This window comes from Sphingobacterium deserti, assembly GCF_000757725.1.
Classification (GTDB): Bacteria; Bacteroidota; Bacteroidia; order Sphingobacteriales; family Sphingobacteriaceae; genus Sphingobacterium; species Sphingobacterium deserti.
The window spans coordinates 89,634-109,416 of the sequence record NZ_JJMU01000002.1 but is presented as its reverse complement, the minus strand read 5'-3'; the positions used below and the strand labels follow the sequence as shown (position 1 = coordinate 109,416).

16 protein-coding genes and 1 pseudogene are annotated in these 19,783 nt (G+C 42.7%); 9 read left to right on the top strand and 8 right to left on the bottom strand.

Annotated features, from left to right (window positions below; translation table 11 throughout):
• Window positions 1-139: 139 nt before the first annotated feature.
• The gene (locus DI53_RS00745; protein WP_037494269.1) at window positions 140-1,000 is read right to left on the bottom strand and encodes a sigma-70 family RNA polymerase sigma factor; all 861 of its coding nucleotides are present in this window, start codon (window positions 998-1,000) and stop codon (window positions 140-142) included.
• 343 nt (window positions 1,001-1,343) lie between these two features.
• Here DI53_RS00745 and DI53_RS00740 point away from each other — a divergent pair, with 343 nt between their 5' ends.
• Window positions 1,344-1,556, top strand: a complete 213-nt coding sequence (locus DI53_RS00740) for a helix-turn-helix domain-containing protein (RefSeq protein WP_037494529.1) — start codon at window positions 1,344-1,346, stop codon at window positions 1,554-1,556.
• A gap of 22 nt (window positions 1,557-1,578) precedes the next feature.
• On the opposite strand, the gene fmt is transcribed toward DI53_RS00740, so the two are convergent.
• Window positions 1,579-2,493 (bottom strand): methionyl-tRNA formyltransferase, encoded by a 915-nt coding sequence (fmt, locus tag DI53_RS00735; RefSeq protein ID WP_037494268.1) that lies wholly within the window; start codon window positions 2,491-2,493, stop codon window positions 1,579-1,581.
• 40 nt (window positions 2,494-2,533) lie between these two features.
• On the opposite strand from fmt, the gene DI53_RS00730 reads away from it, so the two are divergent.
• The 4 genes from DI53_RS00730 to DI53_RS00715 all read left to right on the top strand — a co-directional run bounded on the left by DI53_RS00730 (window position 2,534) and on the right by DI53_RS00715 (window position 7,628).
• Complete coding sequence (locus DI53_RS00730) at window positions 2,534-3,793, top strand: ABC transporter permease (protein WP_241462337.1); 1,260 nt, start codon at window positions 2,534-2,536, stop codon at window positions 3,791-3,793.
• Window positions 3,794-3,918: 125 nt separating this feature from the next.
• Entirely contained in the window at window positions 3,919-6,075 is a 2,157-nt protein-coding gene (locus DI53_RS00725) for a cation:proton antiporter (protein WP_037494266.1), read from the top strand.
• Window positions 6,076-6,084: 9 nt separating this feature from the next.
• The gene (icd, locus tag DI53_RS00720) at window positions 6,085-7,347 is read left to right on the top strand and encodes an NADP-dependent isocitrate dehydrogenase (protein ID WP_037494262.1); all 1,263 of its coding nucleotides are present in this window, start codon (window positions 6,085-6,087) and stop codon (window positions 7,345-7,347) included.
• 23 nt (window positions 7,348-7,370) lie between these two features.
• A complete protein-coding gene (locus DI53_RS00715) occupies window positions 7,371-7,628 on the top strand; it encodes a hypothetical protein (RefSeq protein WP_037494260.1) in 258 nt (85 codons plus the stop codon).
• A 96-nt stretch (window positions 7,629-7,724) separates the two neighbouring features.
• Here DI53_RS00715 and DI53_RS00710 read toward each other — a convergent pair whose 3' ends face one another.
• The 3 genes from DI53_RS00710 to DI53_RS00700 form a co-directional block, all read right to left on the bottom strand.
• A complete protein-coding gene (locus tag DI53_RS00710; RefSeq protein ID WP_052071938.1) occupies window positions 7,725-9,839 on the bottom strand; it encodes a 3-hydroxyacyl-CoA dehydrogenase NAD-binding domain-containing protein in 2,115 nt (704 codons plus the stop codon).
• Between the two features lie 22 nt (window positions 9,840-9,861).
• The gene (locus tag DI53_RS00705; protein WP_037494524.1) at window positions 9,862-11,040 is read right to left on the bottom strand and encodes an acyl-CoA dehydrogenase family protein; all 1,179 of its coding nucleotides are present in this window, start codon (window positions 11,038-11,040) and stop codon (window positions 9,862-9,864) included.
• 238 nt (window positions 11,041-11,278) lie between these two features.
• Entirely contained in the window at window positions 11,279-11,977 is a 699-nt protein-coding gene (locus tag DI53_RS00700) for an ElyC/SanA/YdcF family protein (RefSeq protein ID WP_037494258.1), read from the bottom strand.
• A 359-nt stretch (window positions 11,978-12,336) separates the two neighbouring features.
• Between DI53_RS00700 and DI53_RS00695 the strand changes: the two genes are divergently transcribed.
• Complete coding sequence (locus DI53_RS00695; RefSeq protein ID WP_037494521.1) at window positions 12,337-13,515, top strand: thiolase family protein; 1,179 nt, start codon at window positions 12,337-12,339, stop codon at window positions 13,513-13,515.
• 78 nt (window positions 13,516-13,593) lie between these two features.
• On the opposite strand, the gene DI53_RS00690 is transcribed toward DI53_RS00695, so the two are convergent.
• Entirely contained in the window at window positions 13,594-15,624 is a 2,031-nt protein-coding gene (locus tag DI53_RS00690) for a M3 family metallopeptidase (protein WP_037494254.1), read from the bottom strand.
• 48 nt (window positions 15,625-15,672) lie between these two features.
• Complete coding sequence (locus DI53_RS00685; protein WP_037494252.1) at window positions 15,673-16,590, bottom strand: NAD(P)/FAD-dependent oxidoreductase; 918 nt, start codon at window positions 16,588-16,590, stop codon at window positions 15,673-15,675.
• Between the two features lie 203 nt (window positions 16,591-16,793).
• On the opposite strand from DI53_RS00685, the gene DI53_RS00680 reads away from it, so the two are divergent.
• The 3 genes and pseudogenes from DI53_RS00680 to DI53_RS20730 form a co-directional block, all read left to right on the top strand.
• A complete protein-coding gene (locus DI53_RS00680) occupies window positions 16,794-17,513 on the top strand; it encodes a ferritin-like domain-containing protein (protein ID WP_037494250.1) in 720 nt (239 codons plus the stop codon).
• Window positions 17,514-17,536: 23 nt separating this feature from the next.
• The gene (locus DI53_RS00675; protein WP_037494249.1) at window positions 17,537-18,364 is read left to right on the top strand and encodes a ferritin-like domain-containing protein; all 828 of its coding nucleotides are present in this window, start codon (window positions 17,537-17,539) and stop codon (window positions 18,362-18,364) included.
• A 151-nt stretch (window positions 18,365-18,515) separates the two neighbouring features.
• Window positions 18,516-18,665 (top strand): annotated as a pseudogene (locus tag DI53_RS20730) (hypothetical protein); the annotation flags it as partial.
• Between the two features lie 295 nt (window positions 18,666-18,960).
• Here DI53_RS20730 and DI53_RS00670 read toward each other — a convergent pair.
• Window positions 18,961-19,782: an anti-sigma factor gene (locus DI53_RS00670; protein WP_037494248.1), complete on the bottom strand. Its 822-nt coding sequence runs from the start codon at window positions 19,780-19,782 to the stop codon at window positions 18,961-18,963.
• Between the last annotated feature and the right edge of the window lies 1 nt (window position 19,783).

Here is a 19,783-nt window from a genome sequence, read left to right as displayed (position 1 = left end):
ATTAATTATTGTTAAAAAATAAATTTGTAAGATAATAATCTGTTTGTTAAAGGATTCGTGTTAGTCGGTGGTGAAAACTGATACCACAAAAAAATGCGCAACTTTTCAGCTGCGCATTGCGTACATTGTGTAGGCTCTGTTAGCCCAAATAAGATTTTAAAATTTTACTACGCGAAGTGTGGCGAAGACGCTGCAAAGCTTTGTCTTTAATTTGGCGCACACGCTCTCTAGTCAGGCTAAATTTCTCTCCAATTTCTTCCAAAGACAATTGGTGATTAGTGCCTAATCCAAAAAACAAAACAATTATTTCGCGTTCTCTTTCCGTCAACGTAGCTAACGAACGTTTGATCTCTTCGGACAGTGACTCATCAATTAACAGGCTATCGGTATCCGGATCAGCGTTTTCCAACACATCTAATAAGGTGTTTTCTTCCCCCTGAACAAATGGGGCGTCCATAGATACATGTCTTCCTGAATTACTCAACGTATCAGACACTTTGTCTACCGTTGTTTCAAGTATGTCAGCCAATTCCTCTGGAGATGGTTCTCGCTCGTATTCCTGTTCTAATTTTGAAAAGGCTTTGCTGATCTTGCTCAATGAACCAACTTGGTTCAAAGGAAGGCGCACAATACGTGATTGCTCAGCAATAGCTTGCAAAATAGATTGACGGATCCACCAAACGGCGTATGAAATGAACTTAAAACCTTTTGTTTCGTCGAAACGCTTTGCTGCTTTTATTAAGCCTAAGTTACCTTCATTGATCAAGTCTCCTAATGTGAGGCCTTGATTCTGGTATTGTTTTGCAACAGAAACAACGAAACGTAAATTGGTTTTTGTTAATTTCTCTAAAGCTACCTGGTCGCCTTCGCGAATGCGTTGCGCTAGGATAACTTCTTCTTCCGCGGTGATTAAATCCACTTTACCAATCTCGTGCAAATACTTATCCAGCGATTGCGATTCGCGATTGGTAATAGATTGTGTAATTTTGAGCTGTCTCATCTAATGTTTAAAAACCTTTCTCTTTGAAATGTTTGCAAAAATAGTAAATTTTTACGAAATCACCTTCATTTAAGTGTAAATTAATCACTCTGTATGAGGGAGTTAGGAATGGATAATTGATGTACTTAGTGTAGCAAAAATTATTCCAAATCGCATTTCGTCAATGGAATAACGCGGATATTCCGTATTTGTTTTCCGTAATAATTAAAATCATTCGTGTTGTAACAGCTTTATTATAAAATCCGTAGCGCATTCGTAAGTAGAGTTTTTGTATTTCAATAAAACTATTATTTGCAGAAATTGTTATTGTTTTAGCAATTTGAAAATTAAAATCGATCTGCTTATGCCTATTAGAATATACCTCGATGACATCATGTCTAAAAAAAAGGTTTCTTTGAACGACCTGAGTCAGAAGGTCGGTATCACACTTTCGAACCTTTCTATCATTAAAAATGAAAAATCCAAAGCTATCCGTCTTAGTACATTAGATGCACTATGCAAAGCTTTAAAGTGTCAGCCCGGAGATATCATGCAATACGTAGAAGATGATGAGTAAGATATGGAAGGGTAAATGGTGTCTATTCAAATCGATAACCCCGTAAAAACTCATCAATACGCATCTTTTTCTTGCCTTCCAGTTGTAACACTTTAAGAAGAATCGATCCATCTGCCGTGGCATATTGCACAAAGGTCTTTCCATCGGTAATGTGCTCGCCAGGCAGAACATCTATTTTTCCAGTCTTTTCCGCTTCAAATATTTTTAAGCCTTTCCCATGAAGTTTTGTGAATGCGGTAGGATATGGACTTAATCCCCGGATGCGGTTATACACCTGTTCTGTTGTCGAGTGCCAGTCAATCTCACAATCTTCTTTAAAAATTTTGGGCGCCGTTTTTAGCGAAGCTGTATCAAAGTTTGATTGTGGTGTAGGTGTCACGGTATTCGTCTTAAATGCCTGTATAGTTTTCAAAAGTACGTCGGCTCCGGCAACCATGAGCTTGTCGTGCAGTACGCCCGCATTGTCCGCTTCATCTATACTTACCTTTTCGGAAAAGAGTATGTTGCCTGTATCTATTTCTTGCTGCAGCAAAAATGTAGTTACTCCAGACTCTTTCTCGCCATTCATAATAGCGTGGTTGATAGGAGCGGCACCTCTATATTGCGGTAATAAGGAGGCGTGCACATTGATAGTCCCGAGGGGCGGCATATTCCACACAGCCTCTGGTAGCATGCGAAAAGCCACCACAACCTGCAAATCTGCAGCGTAAGACGCTAACTCATCCAAAAATGCTGTACTTTTTAGTTTGGCAGGTTGGAGTACTGGGATATTGTTTTCTACCGCATACTTTTTTACAGCAGACTCGTGCATTTTTTGTCCGCGTCCTGCTGGTTTATCCTCACCAGTGACGACAGCCACGACATCTTCTCCGGTTTCAAGTAAAGCTCGTAAAGAGGCAACCGCAAAATCGGGGGTTCCCATGAATATAATGCGCATATCTTAATTCTTTTTTGTTATTTTCGTTAGCAGTCGTGAAGTGACAAAAAATGCTAACTTTGCGAAGGTACAAATTATTTTCAGCTTGAATTTTCCCTATTTCCTCGCTAAGCGCATGCTCTTTACAGGTAATCGAACGTTTTCGAAGCTTATTGTGCGTGTCACGATTGGTGCCTTAGCTTTGGCGATATCTGCAATCATTCTTTCCGTAGCGATTTTGAAAGGGTTTAAAACGGAAATCATTGAAAAGCAGCGTGGCTTCTTCGGGGATATTATCATTACTAAAAATGATCTGAATGCTTCTTATGAAAACACACCTATCAAGCTATTGGAGCAGGATATAAAGCACATCAAGGGGGTGCCCTGGGTACGTGAGATTACACCATTTGCCACGAAAGCAGGTATTATGAACGTCAAAGGTGAGGTGGAAGGTGTACTGCTAAAGGGTGTGGATAAAACGTATAATCAACAATATATAAAGCCTAATATCATTAAGGGCGATACGTTAAATTTTGGGGAAAGCGCGACGACACAGCTGTTAATCTCTGAATATCTTGCCAGCCGTTTGTCCCTTGATGTGGGCGATAAATTTATCATGTATTTTGTGCAAGATCCCATCCGCAAGCGGCCTTTTAGTATACGCGGGATATACACGACGCACTCTGAGGAATTGGATAAAACCTATGTTATCGGGTCCTTAGATCTTATAAGAAGATTAAACGATCTTGATGATACCGATGTAGGAGCGTACCAAATTCGAATCAGTAACTTTGACTCCCTGCAGGTAGCTACGCAGCAGATTGCCGATCTATTGCCGATAGAGATGAACGCGACTAATATCGTGGAGCAAATGCCCGATATCTTTAATTGGCTGAACATGTTGGATATGAATGATAATATCATCTTTGTATTAATGATGTTAGTTGCTATTATCAACATGGTGTCTTCCTTACTGATTAGTATCCTGGAACGATCAGCAATGATCGGCGTACTTAAAGCGCTCGGCTATGTAAATACAGGCATCCGAAAGGTATTTCTATATGGCTCCATGTATCTGATAGGACTAGGGCTGTTAATCGGCAATGGCATTGCGCTCCTGCTGTATGTTTTCCAGACACAAACCCATTTCTTCGCATTAGACCCCTCCACTTACTATATTGAATATGTACCGATGCAGATTCATTGGTATCAAGTTGTTGGGCTGAATGTCGCCGTCGCCGTCATAGGCCTAATGGCACTTTTTATACCTGCGATGCTCATCAGCCGGATTTCTCCAATCAAAACTATTCAATTCAAATAAAAGACTCTTAAATTAGGCTTTTGTTACTATTTCTTTGCATGTAGAACTACCATGCCGATTAGGAAATGGGGTAAATAATCGCTAATTTAAGCTCGGTTTTTTTTAGACTTTTTACAATACAATACATGGATAAATTCTTACATCATATTTCGCACGTCTTCTCTACGCCGATAACAAATCCGGTTCTCGTGTTCACGATTATCCTGACGATTATCCTGATATCGCCTATCATCCTTCGTCCGATCAAGGTTCCTGGAATAATCGGGCTCATATTGTTTGGGGTGCTTTTTGGTCCGCATGGTCTTAACTGGTTAGCCAAGATTGACAAAGTGACGCTACAGGGCAGCGGGGTAGATGCTATTGACCTCTTTTCGACCATAGGATTGCTGTACATTATGTTTATTGCGGGTCTCGAACTGGATATGAATGAGTTTAAAAAGACCAAAAACAAAAGTCTGTTGTTTGGCTTTCTAACTTTTATTATTCCGATAAGTATCGGTTTTCCGGTATGCTTTTACTTTTTAAATTATGAATTATTACCGAGTATCTTGATTGCAAGTATGTTTGCTACGCATACATTGGTTTCTTATCCGATAGTAAACAGTTATGGTATCTCCAAGCATGAGGCGGTAGCCATCACTATTGGTGGCACTATTCTCACGGATACAGCCGTCTTGATTATATTGGCTATCATAACAGGTGCTGCACAAGGTGAAATCAATCAGCAGTTCTGGGTCACATTAGGCGTTTCCTTCGCTTTGTTCTTGTTTATTATGTTCGGCATTATTCCACGTATTGCCAAATGGTTTTTCCAAAAGATCGAGAGCGAAAAAACAGCCCATTACATCTTTGTGCTTGCGGTGGTCTTCTTTGCTGCTTTCCTTGCTGAACTTGCCGGGTTAGAGCCTATTATTGGTGCTTTCGTAGCGGGTTTAGCGCTCAATAAATTGATACCGCATTCCTCAGCGTTGATGAATAGGATAGAGTTTATCGGAAATGCGATATTTATCCCGTTCTTTCTCATCTCCGTAGGGATGATTGTCGACGTGAGTGTGCTTACTAAAGGACCGATGGCGTTGATTATTGCGGGTACACTTACGTTAGTTGCAGTCACTGGTAAATTTTTAGCGGCCACTGCTACAAAATTAGTCTTTAAATACTCCAAGAATCAGCGTAACCTCATCTTTGGATTGAGTAATGCACATGCCGCTGCCACACTCGCTATTATTATGGTCGGCTACGACAAAGAAATCATCGATGAAAATGTATTGAACGGAACCATTGTTTTAATTTTAATCACCTGTATTATTGCATCTATCGTAACGGAAAATGCTTCGCGCAAAATAGTTATGGAAGGGCATCAGGATGATGAACACATTGAAACGGTGCCGGAACGAGAGGAACAGATTCTGATTCCGATAGCCAATCTAGCTAGCATGGAGCCCATTCTGGATTTTGCAACGCTTATAAAATCGAAGAAGTCGCCACACCCGCTGAATATATTAAGTGTGGTTCCTGACAATGAGCAGGCCGAACTTAACTTGGCAAATGCACGAAAAAACCTAGATAATATGGCTAAATATGCATCGGGATCTGAAACAGAAGTTGAATTGCTGACAACCATAGATTACAACATTGCAAGCGGTATTGGGCGCACATCGAAAGAGCTTTTCGCCGATTGCTTGATATTGGGCTGGCCAAGCGCGACATCTTTCATCGAAAAAATAGTGGGCGAAAAAACAGAGAGTATTCTAAATCGAACGGACGCTAATCTTTTCATGTGTAAACTTGATAAATCTTTTGTCTCCCACAAATCTATTATTGTTTTCGTACCGCCACTGGCGGAATCTGAAGTAGGCTTTGAATATTGGCTTGAAAAAGTATTGAAGCTAGCGCAAGAAATATCGCTTCCGTTAACGTTCGTGACGAACAAAAGAACACAGGGTGCTGTAGGCGAGGCGCTGAGCGCAGCAAATACAAGTGTTCCGTATAGTTTTGAAAATTATGAAGATTGGGACAACATCTATGGCTTAGCGGCGTTCTCTACGGTAGATGCGCTGTTGGTTTTCGTGTCATCGCGGTATGGCGAAGTGTCCTACCGAGATTCTTTAGATGGATTAGCGAAACGGATAGGACGATATTTCAAGAATCAAAATCTGCTGCTAATTTTTCCGAGCAGGCGCGAAAATCAGCACATCGATGAGTACGAGGATGTACAAACAGCGCCAATTTTCCGTAAAATAAGTCGAGAAATAGGCAATATGTTTACTAAAGACAAATAGGATAAGCTTATGGCAAATAAGATAGCGATGAATGCTGATGGCACACTGCACGTGCCAAATAACCCGACTATCCCATTTATAATAGGTGATGGTATTGGTCCCGATATTTGGCAGGCGGCGGTTCGTGTTTTTGACAAGTCGGTGGAGAAATATTATGGCGGTGCCAAAAAAATTATCTGGAAAGAAGTATTAGCCGGAGAAAAGGCCTTTAATGAAACTGGGGATTGGTTGCCTGCTGAAACATTGTCTTCGTTCAGGGAGTATCTTGTCGGAATTAAAGGCCCGCTGACGACACCGATCGGTGGCGGAATTCGCTCTTTGAATGTGGCGCTTAGAAAGGAACTGGATCTGTACGTATGCTTGCGTCCTACGAAGTGGTATCCAGGAACACCCTCGCCCGTAAAGCATCCGGAAGATGTTGATATGGTGATTTTTAGGGAGAATACGGAAGATATCTACGCCGGGATCGAATTCGCTGCAGGCTCTATCCAGGCCGATAAAATCCAAGCTTTTATGGCAGGTGAGCTTAATGTCGATTACGGATTTTCGGCGACCACGGGTGTAGGCATCAAGCTGGTTTCGGAGGAAGGTTCAAAACGGTTGGTTCGTGCGGCAATACGTTACGCTATCACACATAATAAGCCTTCGGTCGCTCTTGTTCATAAGGGCAATATCATGAAATTTACGGAAGGTGCATTCAAACAATGGGGATTCGATGTTGCGGAAACGGAATTTGCCAACCAAACCTATACTTGGGGACAATGGGAGCGTACAAAGCAATCAAAAGGACAGGAAGCAGCGAATGAGGAACAGCGGGAAGCCGAGCAGGCAGGCAAAATTATTATAAAGGATATCATTGCTGACAACTTTTTGCAACAGATCCTTTTAGCACCGAAGGATTTTTCCGTGGTGGCGACGTTAAACTTGAACGGAGATTACATTTCAGATGCCCTAGCGGCCATGGTTGGCGGAATCGGTATAGCGCCAGGGGCAAACATCAACTACGATACTGGCCATGCCATTTTCGAAGCAACGCACGGCACAGCACCGCGTTTCGCCAATACCGATACCATGAATCCGTCCTCCGTAATCTTAAGTGGCGTCATGATGCTCGAATATTTGGGCTGGCAAGAAGCGGCAGACGGAATCAGGCTGGCGCTAGCAGAAACAATAAAGCAACGTACAGTTACTGTAGACTTTTTTAATCTGATGGAGCAGGCGACGCTTTTGCGAACAAGTCAGTTTGCTGATGCGATCATAGAGAAACTGTAGTTTATCATCCTATATAATCTGAGATGCGATTTGAAAGCATGCCCGCATTTGTGCGCAACGCTAGCGTATTAACGGATGAAGACCGGCTAAAGCTAGCGTCGGTCGCTATGTTGCCAGATGAAGAATCGGTTGACGCGATCCGTACGCTACCGGAAATCCGAGACCTATTGCAAGCTTTTATAGGCGATGAAAGCACGCGAAACACCCATTTGCAATTAAAAGCAAAGACCTTTCTGGATCAAAACGATCCCGTAATGGCTTGGAAGGTGTTGTTGCTTTAGATGCTTTCGGGATACATCACCTGCATTGCACGCTTCTTGGTTCTGCATACGAAGTATTAAACACTAATATTTTCCCTCGGTACTGCCCACCAACAGTTACTTCCAACAGTTGTCAAAACCCTTATAAAAGCAATAGCCGTCTTCGGCTAGTCGCTTTAGCGAAGCTGGAATAAGCCATTGCTCGCCATGCGGTAAAAAAGAACTACATTGCTGTACGAACGTTTGGATACCGACCTGATCGATGTGTCCGAAAACACCTCCTGTATGGACAGCGTATCCAACGCCGAGTATTGATCCTAGATCTCCATCGGATGGATTTGATAATATACCTTCATCTAGACATCGGTAGCTATCTAGTGCCATTATATGCAAAAGGCGTTGGCGGACGACGACATCCGGCGGAAGTGCGGGAAGTTGTGGAAGCGTTGGATCATTCCAAATAACTTTTGTGCCTGCATCTTTGTCATAGTTGTAAAAACCTGCATGTGTTTTTCGTCCGTTACGACCTTCTCCAATAAGCGTTTCCAGATATGTATAGGCGCGTTGCTGGGCTGGATGTAGTGCAGGCAATTGATCGTAAACTTGCAGCATAAGTTTCAAGGAGATCTCGTCGAGCACAGCCAAAGGGCCTATCGCAAAGCCCGCGTTTTTCGCCTCTTGCTCAATGATGGAGGCCGGAACTCCCTCAAGAACCATGGTTACAGCTTCCAGTAAATAGTTGAAAAAGATACGAGAGGTGAAAAAAGCAGGTCCGTCAAAGACGACGATTGGTACCTTGTTGAGTTTTCTAGCCAACAGAAGCGCCTTCCCAAGCGTAGACTGACTCGTATTCGGTCCTCGGATTATTTCGACCAGCGGCATGCGATCTACTGGTGAGAAAAAGTGCATCCCGATGAAATTTTCAGGATTTGGCGAAACCGATGCAAGCATACCGATAGGGAGAGATGTGGTGTTGCTGGCAAAAATTCCATCCTTACTCAGGAAAGGTAGAGCTTCTTTTGTCACAAAGGATTTTAAATGTTTATCCTCAAAAACCGCCTCAATAATTATATCTGAATGTATTAAGTCAGAAGCATTTTCCGTAGGCTGGATGTGATCGAGTAGCACATCCCGATCAGCTGAGATCATCTTACCTTGCGCCACTTGCTTTTGCGTAAGCGTTTCCGCATATCCTTTTCCACGCTCAGCGTAAGCCAACGTCACATCTTTCAAATAAACCTGCAATCCTGCGCGGGCCGCTTCATAGGCTATGCCGGATCCCATGATGCCGGCACCCAATATACCGATTTTGCCAACTGTAAAATTTGCTGCAACATTGTGTTCGATAGAAGCGCGTTTAGCCTCTTGCAAGCTATAATACATCGTGCGAACCATGCTAATCGTTTCTTTTTTTTGCCACAACGACAGCCAAGCGTCAATTTCAGTTTTGAGGGCTTCTTCAAGCGTTACCTTTTCAACCCTGGGTAACAGTTCTAAAAAGTTAGCATGCGCTGGGACTAATTTGCCTTTCTTACGAATGATAGCAGTAGTGTCGCTAAGGTGCTCGTCTTTGATGGGGGTGGGGGAATTGAAAAAGAGAGATTGATCCTCGTTTGAAATAATTAATGTTTTCGCTGCGATTATAGCTTTATCAAAGCTTGGGACGACCTCATCAATTAGTCCTAAATTGCGAGCTTCATTTGCAGAAAGCGAATTTCCCTGAAATAAAAACGGTACCGCCTTGTCCATTCCGAGCTTGCGTATAGAAAATGTGCTTGCGCCAAATCCGGGAAATAAACCATACTTAAATTCCGGAAAGCCGAGCTGGGAACGGCTCGTTGCTATACTCTGTCCTCCCCATAGTGCAGTTGCGAGGCAAAGACTGAAACAGTCACCATCAATGATGGAGACAATCGGTTTTTTCATCTTGCACATCGCACACCATTCCTTAAATACTTGATGCAAACGGCCAGCTATGTCTGATCCAGTCGCCATTTCGTGATAAAAATAACGCCAATCAATGTCTTCAGATCCTAACGGACTAGTATAAATGATTCCTCTACAGGCTGTCTTTTCGAAGCTATTTCGTACCGCTGACACAAATTCTTCCAGAGGTACTATGTAATCGGCGGTAGCGGTATTCGGACCCTCGTGTCGCTCCAACAATACAATTTCATCGTCTAATTGTGTTACTGTAATATATTTAAACGTAGCGTGTTTTAAGTTCTCCATCAAATGGTGCGTTTTGTATTGTTTACTTAATTTCCGTGTTGCGTGGCTGGTAGTCAACATGATCGATGGTCATTTTCGCAATGATTTCCAGCATAATTTCCGAAGTTCCAGCGATGATCGTTCCAACGCGTACGTCACGGTATAAGCGAGAAATTTTATAGTCTTCGGTGAAACCGTAGCCTCCAAACAACTGGAGGCACTGACTTACTACATCGATAGCGAGTTCGCTAGCTTTCAGTTTAGCAATAGAACATTCTTTTACCGCGTATTTTTTTTGCTGTTGTAAGTCGCAGCAGTGATAAATAAAGCCTTTGGTGACCGCTATATTCGCTGTCATGTCGGCAAGACGGTGCCTGACAACTTGAAAGTCAGACAGTTTTTTTTCAAATGCCTCGCGAGTGGAAACGTAATCCAGTGTATATTGAAGTGCGGAATCTGCCGTAGCGAGGCTATGGATAGCTGCGGTTAGTCTTTCGAGTTGCAAACCATCCATCAGGTATTGAAAGCCTGCGCCCTCGATGCCGATCAGATTTTCCGCAGGTACTTTAACGTCGCTGAAACTGAGTTCAGCAGTATCGGAGGCATGCCAGCCCATTTTGTCGATCTTTTGAGAATGAACTCCTTCAGAAGACCGTTCTATCAATAGGAGACTGATTCCTTTACTACCTTTACGGGTATCTGTTTTTACAGCCGTGATAAAAATATCCCCATAATAACCATTGGTAATAAACGTTTTCGATCCATTAACGATATAAAAATCTCCCTCACGCCTTGCTGAAGTTTTCATGTTTTTCACATCTGATCCTGCGCCTGGTTCAGTAATGGCTACAGCACTGATAAGATCGCCGGCAATTATTCCAGGTAGATAACGACGCTTTAACTCATCGGATGCAAATTTAAGGATGTAGGGCGCAGACATATATTGGATAACTAATGCAGAAATGGTAAAGCCGCCGGAATAGCAGTAGGACAATTCCTCACAAAAGATCATGGAATAGTAGAAGTCTAGGTCTAGTCCTCCGTAATCTTCCGGGTAGTTTAGCCCCGTAAAACCCATTTCACCCATTTTTTTCCAAATCGACCGATCAATTTGCTTTTCTTTTTCCCACTCATCTATATAGGGGACAATTTCTTTTTTGATAAATGCTCGTAAAATTTCGCGAAAGGATTGATGCTCATCTGTCAGAAGTGCTGCCTGCATATGCGCTATAGTTTTATACTGGTTATTACTAAAATTTTCTGCTTTTGGCGAGAAAAAACACATACGAATATACTATAAAAAGCCGAACTATTGAAATGCCAAAAATTCGTTTGTATTGGCTAAAGCGAGAATGCAGGGCATACAACGGCATGTAATCTAGCAGACCTGTTCGGGTATGAGGGCAACGTTTAGCGATTAAGTCGTAAATTCCTTTTGATATTGCGAACAGTAATGTTAATTAACGGCTTTCACGAATAAGACGTTTTACGTTATTCATCGTGTTTAAAACACTTTTAATCGGAAAATCTCCTCTCTCGCCATAGGTTTGAAACCTTAAATATTCTCCCCAAACAAGTTGTCGTCCATGTGCTGTTTTATACCAGTTATCTTGACCAACGCTTATATTCAATATGTCTGAGGGAATTTTAATTTGGGCATTGCCAAAGCTTGCCAAGTTACAATACCGCTTCAACGTGAGGCACGAGCGCATGGAAGCATATGAATGGGATAAAAAGGTGACCTTTCGAACATTGGAAAAGTCAAAAAGACATTTAGAAAATGCTATATTTTCTAGGGTGTTTTTTGATTTATTTTCAATGATGAATTGCGTGTGTGGAATAGCTTCTTTGTTTATGTGGGATAAAATTAATTCAGATTCTGCTGTGGGTTCAAAGTGAGACAACGTGTAGTTCGCTACCCCACCAGTGATGACTACTGTGGCAATCCCAAATTCACTTACAATCTTCGTTATCTCCGTCGCTATCTCTTTATGAAGAATATTGGAGCCAAATACAAATAACAGGTCGGAATTTGTGAGCGGGGATTGGTAGAAGCAGAGGTTCGTCAAAGCAATAACCAGCTCGTCTGATAAGTCGGGGACATCCGGTAGTTTAGCAATTTCCCGAAGTTTATTTTCTGGGTTGTGATTTTTCAGCATCTACATTCCTAAATTGGCCCTGTGTGAACTTTGAGTTATCAGGCCGGTTTCCAGCTTAATAAAACATTTGAAAAATTATAGTAAACTTACAAAAATATTTTATCATCAAAACACAATCTTTATCACAATTAAAACAAACCGAAACTCATTACAACCAGTACGGTATACTAAAGGACATAATTTCTAGCATCGTTGGCAAAAAAACGTATCTTTAAATTATAAACTTATTTATATCTGAAACAACTTTCTACCTCCATGGGATAATACAAGAATAGCGACATGCTTATTTTAGGTTGGAAAATTGATGAAGCTTTAGACAGTTTGGCGATAGAAAGTAATCGTTTAAAAGTGTAATTATGATAGCAAGAAAAGTGTTTATTGTGGCTGCCAAGCGGACGCCGATTGGCAGTTTCGGCGGAGGGTTATCGAGTCTTACTGCTGTTGAGCTCGGTGCTAAAGCTGTGCGAGCGGCTTTACATCAAGCCGCTCTTGATCCTAGCGAAGTAGATGATATCCTCATGGGCTGTGTATTACAGGCCGGCCTTCGCCAAGCGCCTGCGCGACAGGTCGCCAAGTTGGCCGGACTCCCGGATAACGTATCGGCAACAACCATCAATAAAGTTTGTGCGAGTGGGATGAAAGCCGTGTCGTTGGCAGCACAGTCTATTCTGTTGGGTGATGCAGATATTGTTGTCGCCGGCGGTATGGAGAGCATGAGCCAAGTGCCTTATTACGTTTCATCCGCGCGCTGGGGCGCCAAATATGGAAACGGTGCCCTATTGGATGGATTACAAGAGGATGGATTGTCTGACGCCTACAATCGTGAGGCCATGGGTGTTTTTGGCGAACTCTGCGCTGATCGTTACCAGATAGATCGTCAGGAACAAGATCAATATGCTATCTCGTCGTACCAACGCAGCCAGCAGGCTTGGGAAACAGACAAGTTTACAGCGGAAGTGATGCCCGTCACACTGAAAACGCGGAAGGGAGAGCAGGTTATTGCTACGGATGAAGAATTTAAGCTCGTCGATTTTGATAAGCTGCCTCAGCTTCGCTCGGTTTTCAAAGACTCTGGAACGATCACTGCCGCCAACGCGTCGACGATCAGCGACGGTGCCGCGGCTCTTCTTTTGGTTAGCGAAGAGAAACTACACGCGCTAGGTCTAACGCCGCTGGCAGAGGTCGTGGCTTATGCTGACGCGGAACAAGATCCGGAATGGTTTACCACCAGTCCCAGCGTCGCTACAAAAAAAGTCTTAAAGAAAGCGGGACTAGCGTTGACAGATATTGACTTCTTTGAATTTAACGAAGCGTTTGCCGTGGTGGCATTGGCGAATGCGAAGCTGTTAAACATCCCTTTGGATAAAATAAATGTTTACGGTGGGGCTATTGCATTGGGGCATCCGCTAGGCTGCTCGGGTGCTCGTATTTTGGTAACGCTTAGTAGTATACTGAGCCAAGAGAAAGGCAACTATGGATTGGCTGCGATCTGCAATGGCGGGGGAGGAGCATCTGCAATAATTTTAAAACGTACGTAAGCTGTATCTACACAGCATACAAAAGAATGGGCTAGGGTAGAAAAGTGTCCCCAGCCCATTTGTTCGGTATGCGTTTATTTACGCTAAAAGACCGGCACGTTTCAAAAGCGCGTCCACTTGTGGCTCTTTACCACGGAAACGCTTATAAAGTGTCATGGGATGCTCGCTGCCACCTTGCGATAAGATGTTATCCTTGAATTTTGCTGCCACCTCTTTATCGAATATACCTTTCTCCTGAAAGTACGCGAAAGCATCAGCATCCAGCACTTCAGCCCATTTATAACTGTAATATCCCGAGGAGTAGCCACCATTAAAGATATGCGAAAAAGAGGGACTCATAGCGTTGTCTGCTACGTCCGGATAAAACTGAGTGGATGCAAAACAGCTGTTTTCAAAAGCTTTTACATCATGTATGCCGGTTGGATCCTGACCATGCCAGCCCATATCAAGAAGTCCGAAACTTAATTGTCTGAGGGTGGCCATGCCTTCCATAAATGAAGCGGAGACTTTAATTTTTTCCACCAAATCCATCGGTATCGCCTCATTGCTTTCATAGTGCCGTGCAAAAAGAGCTAGTGCGTCTTTTTCATAACACCAATTTTCCATGATTTGACTCGGCAGTTCTACAAAATCCCAAAAGACAGAAGTTCCTGAAAGATTAGGGTACGTTGTATTTGCAAGCATACCATGTAGCGCGTGACCAAATTCATGAAAAAGCGTGGTCACTTCATTAAATGTAAGCAAAGAAGGTTTGGTAGCGGTAGGCTTTGTAAAGTTGCAGACAATGGAGACATGCGGACGTTCATTGTTGCCGTTTATTTGGTATTGTGGTTTGAACGACGTCATCCAAGCGCCGTTTCTCTTACCTTTTCTAGGAAAGAAGTCCGCATAGAATACGGCTATAAAATTCCCCTGATCATCCGTCACTTCAAAAGTTTGTACCTCATCATGGTATTTATCTATGGTATCAACCTCTTTAAAATGTAGTCCAAATAATTTAAATGCGACAGTAAACGCGCCGTTTAAAACCCTTTCCAACTTAAAATAAGGTTTTAAAAGTTCGTCATCTAGCTGAAACTTTTCTTGTTTGAGTTTTTCGCTATAATATGCACCATCCCATTTTTCCAAATGCTCCAAGCCGTCCAGTTTTTTGGCAAAAGCGCTCAACTCGTCGAACTCGCCACCCGCGGCAGGCTTTGCTTTCGATAGTAAATCCTCTAAAAATAGTTGTACGCGCTCCGGATTTTGAGCCATTCGCTCTTCCAGCACGAAGTGCGCATGCGTGGCATAGCCTAAAAGCTGAGCACGTTCATAACGCAATTTAGCAATAGAGAGAAGGTTTTGGCTGTTGTCGTATTCGTTTTTTTGGAAAGCTTTCCTTCCTGCAGCCAGACTGATTTCTTTGCGTAGCTCGCGGTTGTCGGCATACGTCACGAAGGGAATGTAGCTCGGATAGTCTAATGTAAAAATCCATCCCTCTTTATCTAATGAAGCGGCAAGACCTCTAGCAGCTTCTATAGCTCCTTCCGGCAATCCTGAAAGGTCTTTTTCGTCCGTCAGATGTAGTTGATAAGCATTTGTCTCTGCCAATATATTTTCGCCAAATTTTAGCTTCAACACGGCGAGCTCTGCATCGATCTGCCGTAGTCGATCCTTTTTTTCTGTATTCAATAGAGCACCATTGCGAACGAAACCCTTATAAGACTTGTCCAGTAGCGTTTGTTGTTCTGCGTTTAGATTTAAGGAGTCTTTTTCGCTATGAACGGATTTTACGCGCTCAAACAATGCGAGGTTAAGATTGATGTCATTCGCCAATGCGGCCAGTTTCGGAGCTACTTCCTGAGCAATCTTATCCAGTTCTTCGTTAGTTTCTGCCGAATGTAGATTAAAAAAAATGGACGAGATGCGGTCCAATTGCATGCCCGAGTAAGCTAGTGCTTCGATAGTGTTCGAGAACGTTGGTCCTTCTGCATTTTCCGTTATGGCATCAATTTCTGTTTTTGCCTTTTCTATGCCCTGTTCAAATGCAGGTAGGTAATCTTCTATTTTTATCTGTGAGAAAGGCGCCGTGTCGTGCGCTGTTGTAAATTTTTGATTAAATATACCCATAGCTATAAAAATACATTTTTTTCCTAAAAGCGGAATACGCAAATGATCTTAAAACTGTTCATCAACCAATTCTTTGTTGACCATTGCACCTGTTAAGTTACCGGTGTAAACAGCATTCGCCACAGATCGCATCATCGCAGAATTGTCACCGCAGGCATAAACTCCAGGCACATTTGTTTTCTGGAAGTTGTCTACTTTTATGTATCCCTGATCGCTCTCTTCACAGCCTAATTGCTTGTGAAGATCGCTCATTTGTGTGAAGGGAACAGCAGCGTAAAGCGCCGTCACGGCTAAATGCTCTCCATTGTTAAGTTCCAGACTTTCAATTTTTCCCTTTTGATGAATGATGGATCGGAGCTCTTCCTCAACAAGAATTACGTCATTTCTCTTCAGCTTTGCGAGCTGGGTAGAGTCAAAGCCGGATGCGCCGCTTGTGACGATCGTGACTTGAGATGTTAAGTTTCTCACAAGCGATGCAAGGTGCAAAGCACGTTCGCCCTGAGCAAATATAGCCGTAGGCTCATTCCGAAACTCATAGCCATGGCAATATGGGCAATGGATAACCGTGATACCCCAACAATCGCGGAAGCCAGGTATGCTAGGCAGATTGTCCTGTATTCCCGTTGCAAGAATGATTTTTTTAGCCCGCAAAACGTCGCCATGTTTCGTCTTCACAGTAAATCCTGTAGTGGATGGCTCCGCTTTAACGGCGCGATCATCTAGCCAAGTAATGCTTGGATAGGCAAGGACCCGTTCTTTCCCTAAAGCTGAAATTTCAGCGGGTGGACGTCCATCTTGCGTTAAAAAATTATGCGAATGAGGTGTCTGTCTATTGCATGGTAGACCGTCATCAATGATAAGCACTTTACGTAGCGATCTCCCTAAGGCCATCGCTGCTGATAATCCGGCATAACTGCCTCCGATGATGATAACGTCTAGTATATTTCCCTGTTCTGTATGTTGCATAAGTAATTGTGTTTTCTCAAAAATAAGGAGTGATAAGTTTTTTTGCAACAATATTGCATTTGTTGATTGTTCTTATGGCAATCTCATGACGTGAAAATCTGGAAAAAAAAATTCAAAAAAAATTTGAATTTGGAAATCCAAGGTTTGAAAAACCTCGTAGATGGGTGTAAAGAATATTATAAACATAAAATAAAAAAAAGGTTATGAAAGAAACGACCTCTACTAACGAAAGCTTGGCGACTGTAGACCAACAGTTGTCTAGTAAGCAACTTCAGAGAAGGAATTTTTTGAAGCTTGCAGGCGCAGGTGCCGCCGGTGTTGCCTTTTTAGGTATGGTTGGTTGTAGTAAAGATGACGATGGACCCGATCAAGGTGGGGATGGATTATATTTTGGGAGTGGTGATATTGCAATCTTGAACTACGCTTATGCGCTAGAACAATTAGAAGCAGCATTTTATATTGAAGTAGCAAACAAACCCTATTCAGGGATGTCAGATTGGGAAAAAATGTTATTCACAGACATCCGTGACCATGAGATAGCACACCGTGAGTTTTTCAAAGCTGCATTGGGAACAAATGCGATCTCAAATTTGGAATTCAATTTTGGGGCTGTCAATTTCTCTAATAGAGACAATGTATTAGCAACAGCAAAGACTTTCGAAGATTTAGGTGTCTCTGCTTATAATGGTGCAGGCTGGTTGATTAAAGATGTAGCTTATCTGGGTTTGGCAGGTAAGATTGTTTCGGTGGAAGCGAGACACGCAGCGTTGGTCCGTGACTTAATTTCTAATGGCAGTTTCGCAAATTCGGAAGTTATTGACAGCAATGGATTAGATGTTGCCAACAGTCCTACTGTAGTGCTACAAGCTGCTGCGCCGTTTATCAAATCAAAAGTTGATGTACGTGATTTACCAACCTATTAGTAATCATTTAAATTAAGAAAGTCATGAATTTATTTAATATATTCGATTCAATAACGCAAGTAGATCCAGAATTTAACGAGCGTGTAAGTCCCCGTCGTGATGCCATTCGCAATATGATGTCTTTCGGGAAAAAAGTTTCTTTGGCAGCTATGCCTTTTGTGATGAGCGATTTGTTCAGCCGTGCGTATGGGCAAACGCCAACAGATGTTAATGGCGTACTAAACTATGCTTTAACATTGGAATACCTAGAGGCAGAATACTATACGATTGGAGCAAGTACAGCAGGTTTAGTGCCAACTGGCCCAGCTGCCGGCGCCATTGCAACCATTCGTGATCACGAAAATGCCCACGTAGCTTTCCTTAAGCAGGTATTGGGGAATGCGGCTGTGGCTAAGCCGACTTTTGACTTTACCGCGGGCGGCGCCTTTGCGAATGTTTTCTCCAATTACGATACTTTTCTAGCACTAGCGCAAGCTTTCGAAGACACAGGTGTACGCGCTTACAAGGGACAGGCAGGAATCTTGAAAGGAAACCGAGTTGTATTAACTGCTGCTTTGCAAATTCACTCTGTAGAAGCTAGGCATGCTTCGCATATCCGCCAAATGCGCCGTGCGCGTGGTGGTGCTGCAGCAAACCAAAAGCCTTGGATTACAGGAGCGAACGACTCTGGTATTGGTGCAGCGGTAGATCCGGTTTACGCTGGCGAGGATTTGAAAGTTCAAGCAGGTGTTGATATTACTACGTTGAATGGCGTTAGCGGCAAATTGTCTGCAGATGCTGCTACGCAATCTTTCGATGAGCCATTAGCAGCTCCAGCTGTATTAGACATAGCAAAATTGTTCATTAGGTAACAGTCGGATAGGTGAAGGTTGATGTGATAAAGGTCTGTTCTGAGGAGCAGGCCTTTTTCGTTCTATGGGCGTTCCTGTCTTTTGCCTGGCTTGAGTTTGATCTGATATGTTTTAAGAATAGGACAATAAACACTCGTCGGAAAAAGTTGTCCTTGTATTGTTCGCAATAGGACTTACCAACTCTGAAATTGCTAGAAAATTTTTTATCCGTCCGCGCGGGGAGGAAAGGCACCGGAAAAACATGATTGAAAATTTGACGCGAAAAACACAGCATCTGTCATTAACATCGTTAAGGAACTGAGGTTGATTTAATTTCTTTTTAAACCTGCTATCAGTTCTTTTTTTTTCAAAAGGTCGAAATTTCTATCTTGCATAGATCCAAAATTAAGTAGTTGTCTAAGAAGCAAATTTAGGTTTTCTATTTTTCGAAAATAATAGCTGTAATCAGGGGTTTTACATATTATTTTTTTTGGAATCCAATAATGCTCAGCGCAATACCGATGACAAATTTGCACACGAGTGTATTCGGAAAATTTAAATAATGTTGGCGTTTATTCTATGTAAACAACAATTCTCCCTGACAAAGGGAGAATGTATTATATATTTCCTATGACATAGAGGTCTGAAAGCGTAGGCGTAGGTTTTCCTCCCTCATCTTCCAACGTGATAGCGAAAGCCTGGGCTTGTGGGATGTTATTCATTTTAAACACTTGCTCGGCCGATGCTAGGGGAAGTACGCCCGCATCAACCGGTTGCCCGTCTACAATAGCCCAAAGCTGATATTGTTTTCCTTGTGGCACAGCGGGCAGCTTTTCTGCCGTCAGGTATACACTTGCATTTTGTGTATCCCAAAGCACCACTGCTTTTAGGTCTGCACGACCTTCGACACCGGCCAAAGAAACTGTTTTTACCGACGGACGCTGTAACAACTCCCATTGGCTATTTGCGGCGCTCAATAAAGTCTGCGTAGAATCACGCATGGCAACAGCTTGCGCTAGCATAGTGTCGCTTTCCTGGCGTTGCTGATACAATAGTATGTTACCTCCCAAGCTAACAGCCAACAGAATCGTTGCAGCTATAGCTAGTGTATGGTTATCACGCTGCTCGGGTAATTTCATAACTTTCGCCTGCTCTTCAACATAAGAAGGTAAGCTATCATCGTCGGGGGATGATGATACAGGTGTATCGCTCGGTAAGCTACTTATCGTTGCCCAAATCTGATCTTTAAGTTCTGGAGCTGGGCTCAACGCCTGTTCCGTCGCTAAATCTTCCAATAAGCGTTGTGCTTCAAGAATAGCTTCCTGAACTTCCGGATGTTTTTGACGAATGCAGTCTAAAACACTCACTTCCTCTTCGGTAGCAAGGCCTAAGACGTAGGCTTCAATAATTCCTGACGATATGTATTCCTTAATATCCACA

Excerpts from the sequence above, each read along its gene's own strand:
- DI53_RS00705 (WP_037494524.1), bottom strand. The coding sequence starts at position 11,040 with ATGCAGGCAGCACTTCTGACAGATGAGCATCAATCCTTTCGCGAAATT.
- DI53_RS00675 (WP_037494249.1), top strand. The coding sequence starts at position 17,537 with ATGAATTTATTTAATATATTCGATTCAATAACGCAAGTAGATCCAGAA.
- DI53_RS00715 (WP_037494260.1), top strand. The coding sequence starts at position 7,371 with ATGCGATTTGAAAGCATGCCCGCATTTGTGCGCAACGCTAGCGTATTA.
- DI53_RS00745 (WP_037494269.1), bottom strand. The coding sequence starts at position 1,000 with ATGAGACAGCTCAAAATTACACAATCTATTACCAATCGCGAATCGCAA.
- DI53_RS00690 (WP_037494254.1), bottom strand. The coding sequence starts at position 15,624 with ATGGGTATATTTAATCAAAAATTTACAACAGCGCACGACACGGCGCCT.
- DI53_RS00685 (WP_037494252.1), bottom strand. The coding sequence starts at position 16,590 with ATGCAACATACAGAACAGGGAAATATACTAGACGTTATCATCATCGGA.
- DI53_RS00740 (WP_037494529.1), top strand. The coding sequence starts at position 1,344 with ATGCCTATTAGAATATACCTCGATGACATCATGTCTAAAAAAAAGGTT.
- DI53_RS00700 (WP_037494258.1), bottom strand. The coding sequence starts at position 11,977 with ATGCTGAAAAATCACAACCCAGAAAATAAACTTCGGGAAATTGCTAAA.
- icd (WP_037494262.1), top strand. The coding sequence starts at position 6,085 with ATGGCAAATAAGATAGCGATGAATGCTGATGGCACACTGCACGTGCCA.
- fmt (WP_037494268.1), bottom strand. The coding sequence starts at position 2,493 with ATGCGCATTATATTCATGGGAACCCCCGATTTTGCGGTTGCCTCTTTA.
- DI53_RS00710 (WP_052071938.1), bottom strand. The coding sequence starts at position 9,839 with ATGGAGAACTTAAAACACGCTACGTTTAAATATATTACAGTAACACAA.
- DI53_RS00680 (WP_037494250.1), top strand. The coding sequence starts at position 16,794 with ATGAAAGAAACGACCTCTACTAACGAAAGCTTGGCGACTGTAGACCAA.
- DI53_RS00725 (WP_037494266.1), top strand. The coding sequence starts at position 3,919 with ATGGATAAATTCTTACATCATATTTCGCACGTCTTCTCTACGCCGATA.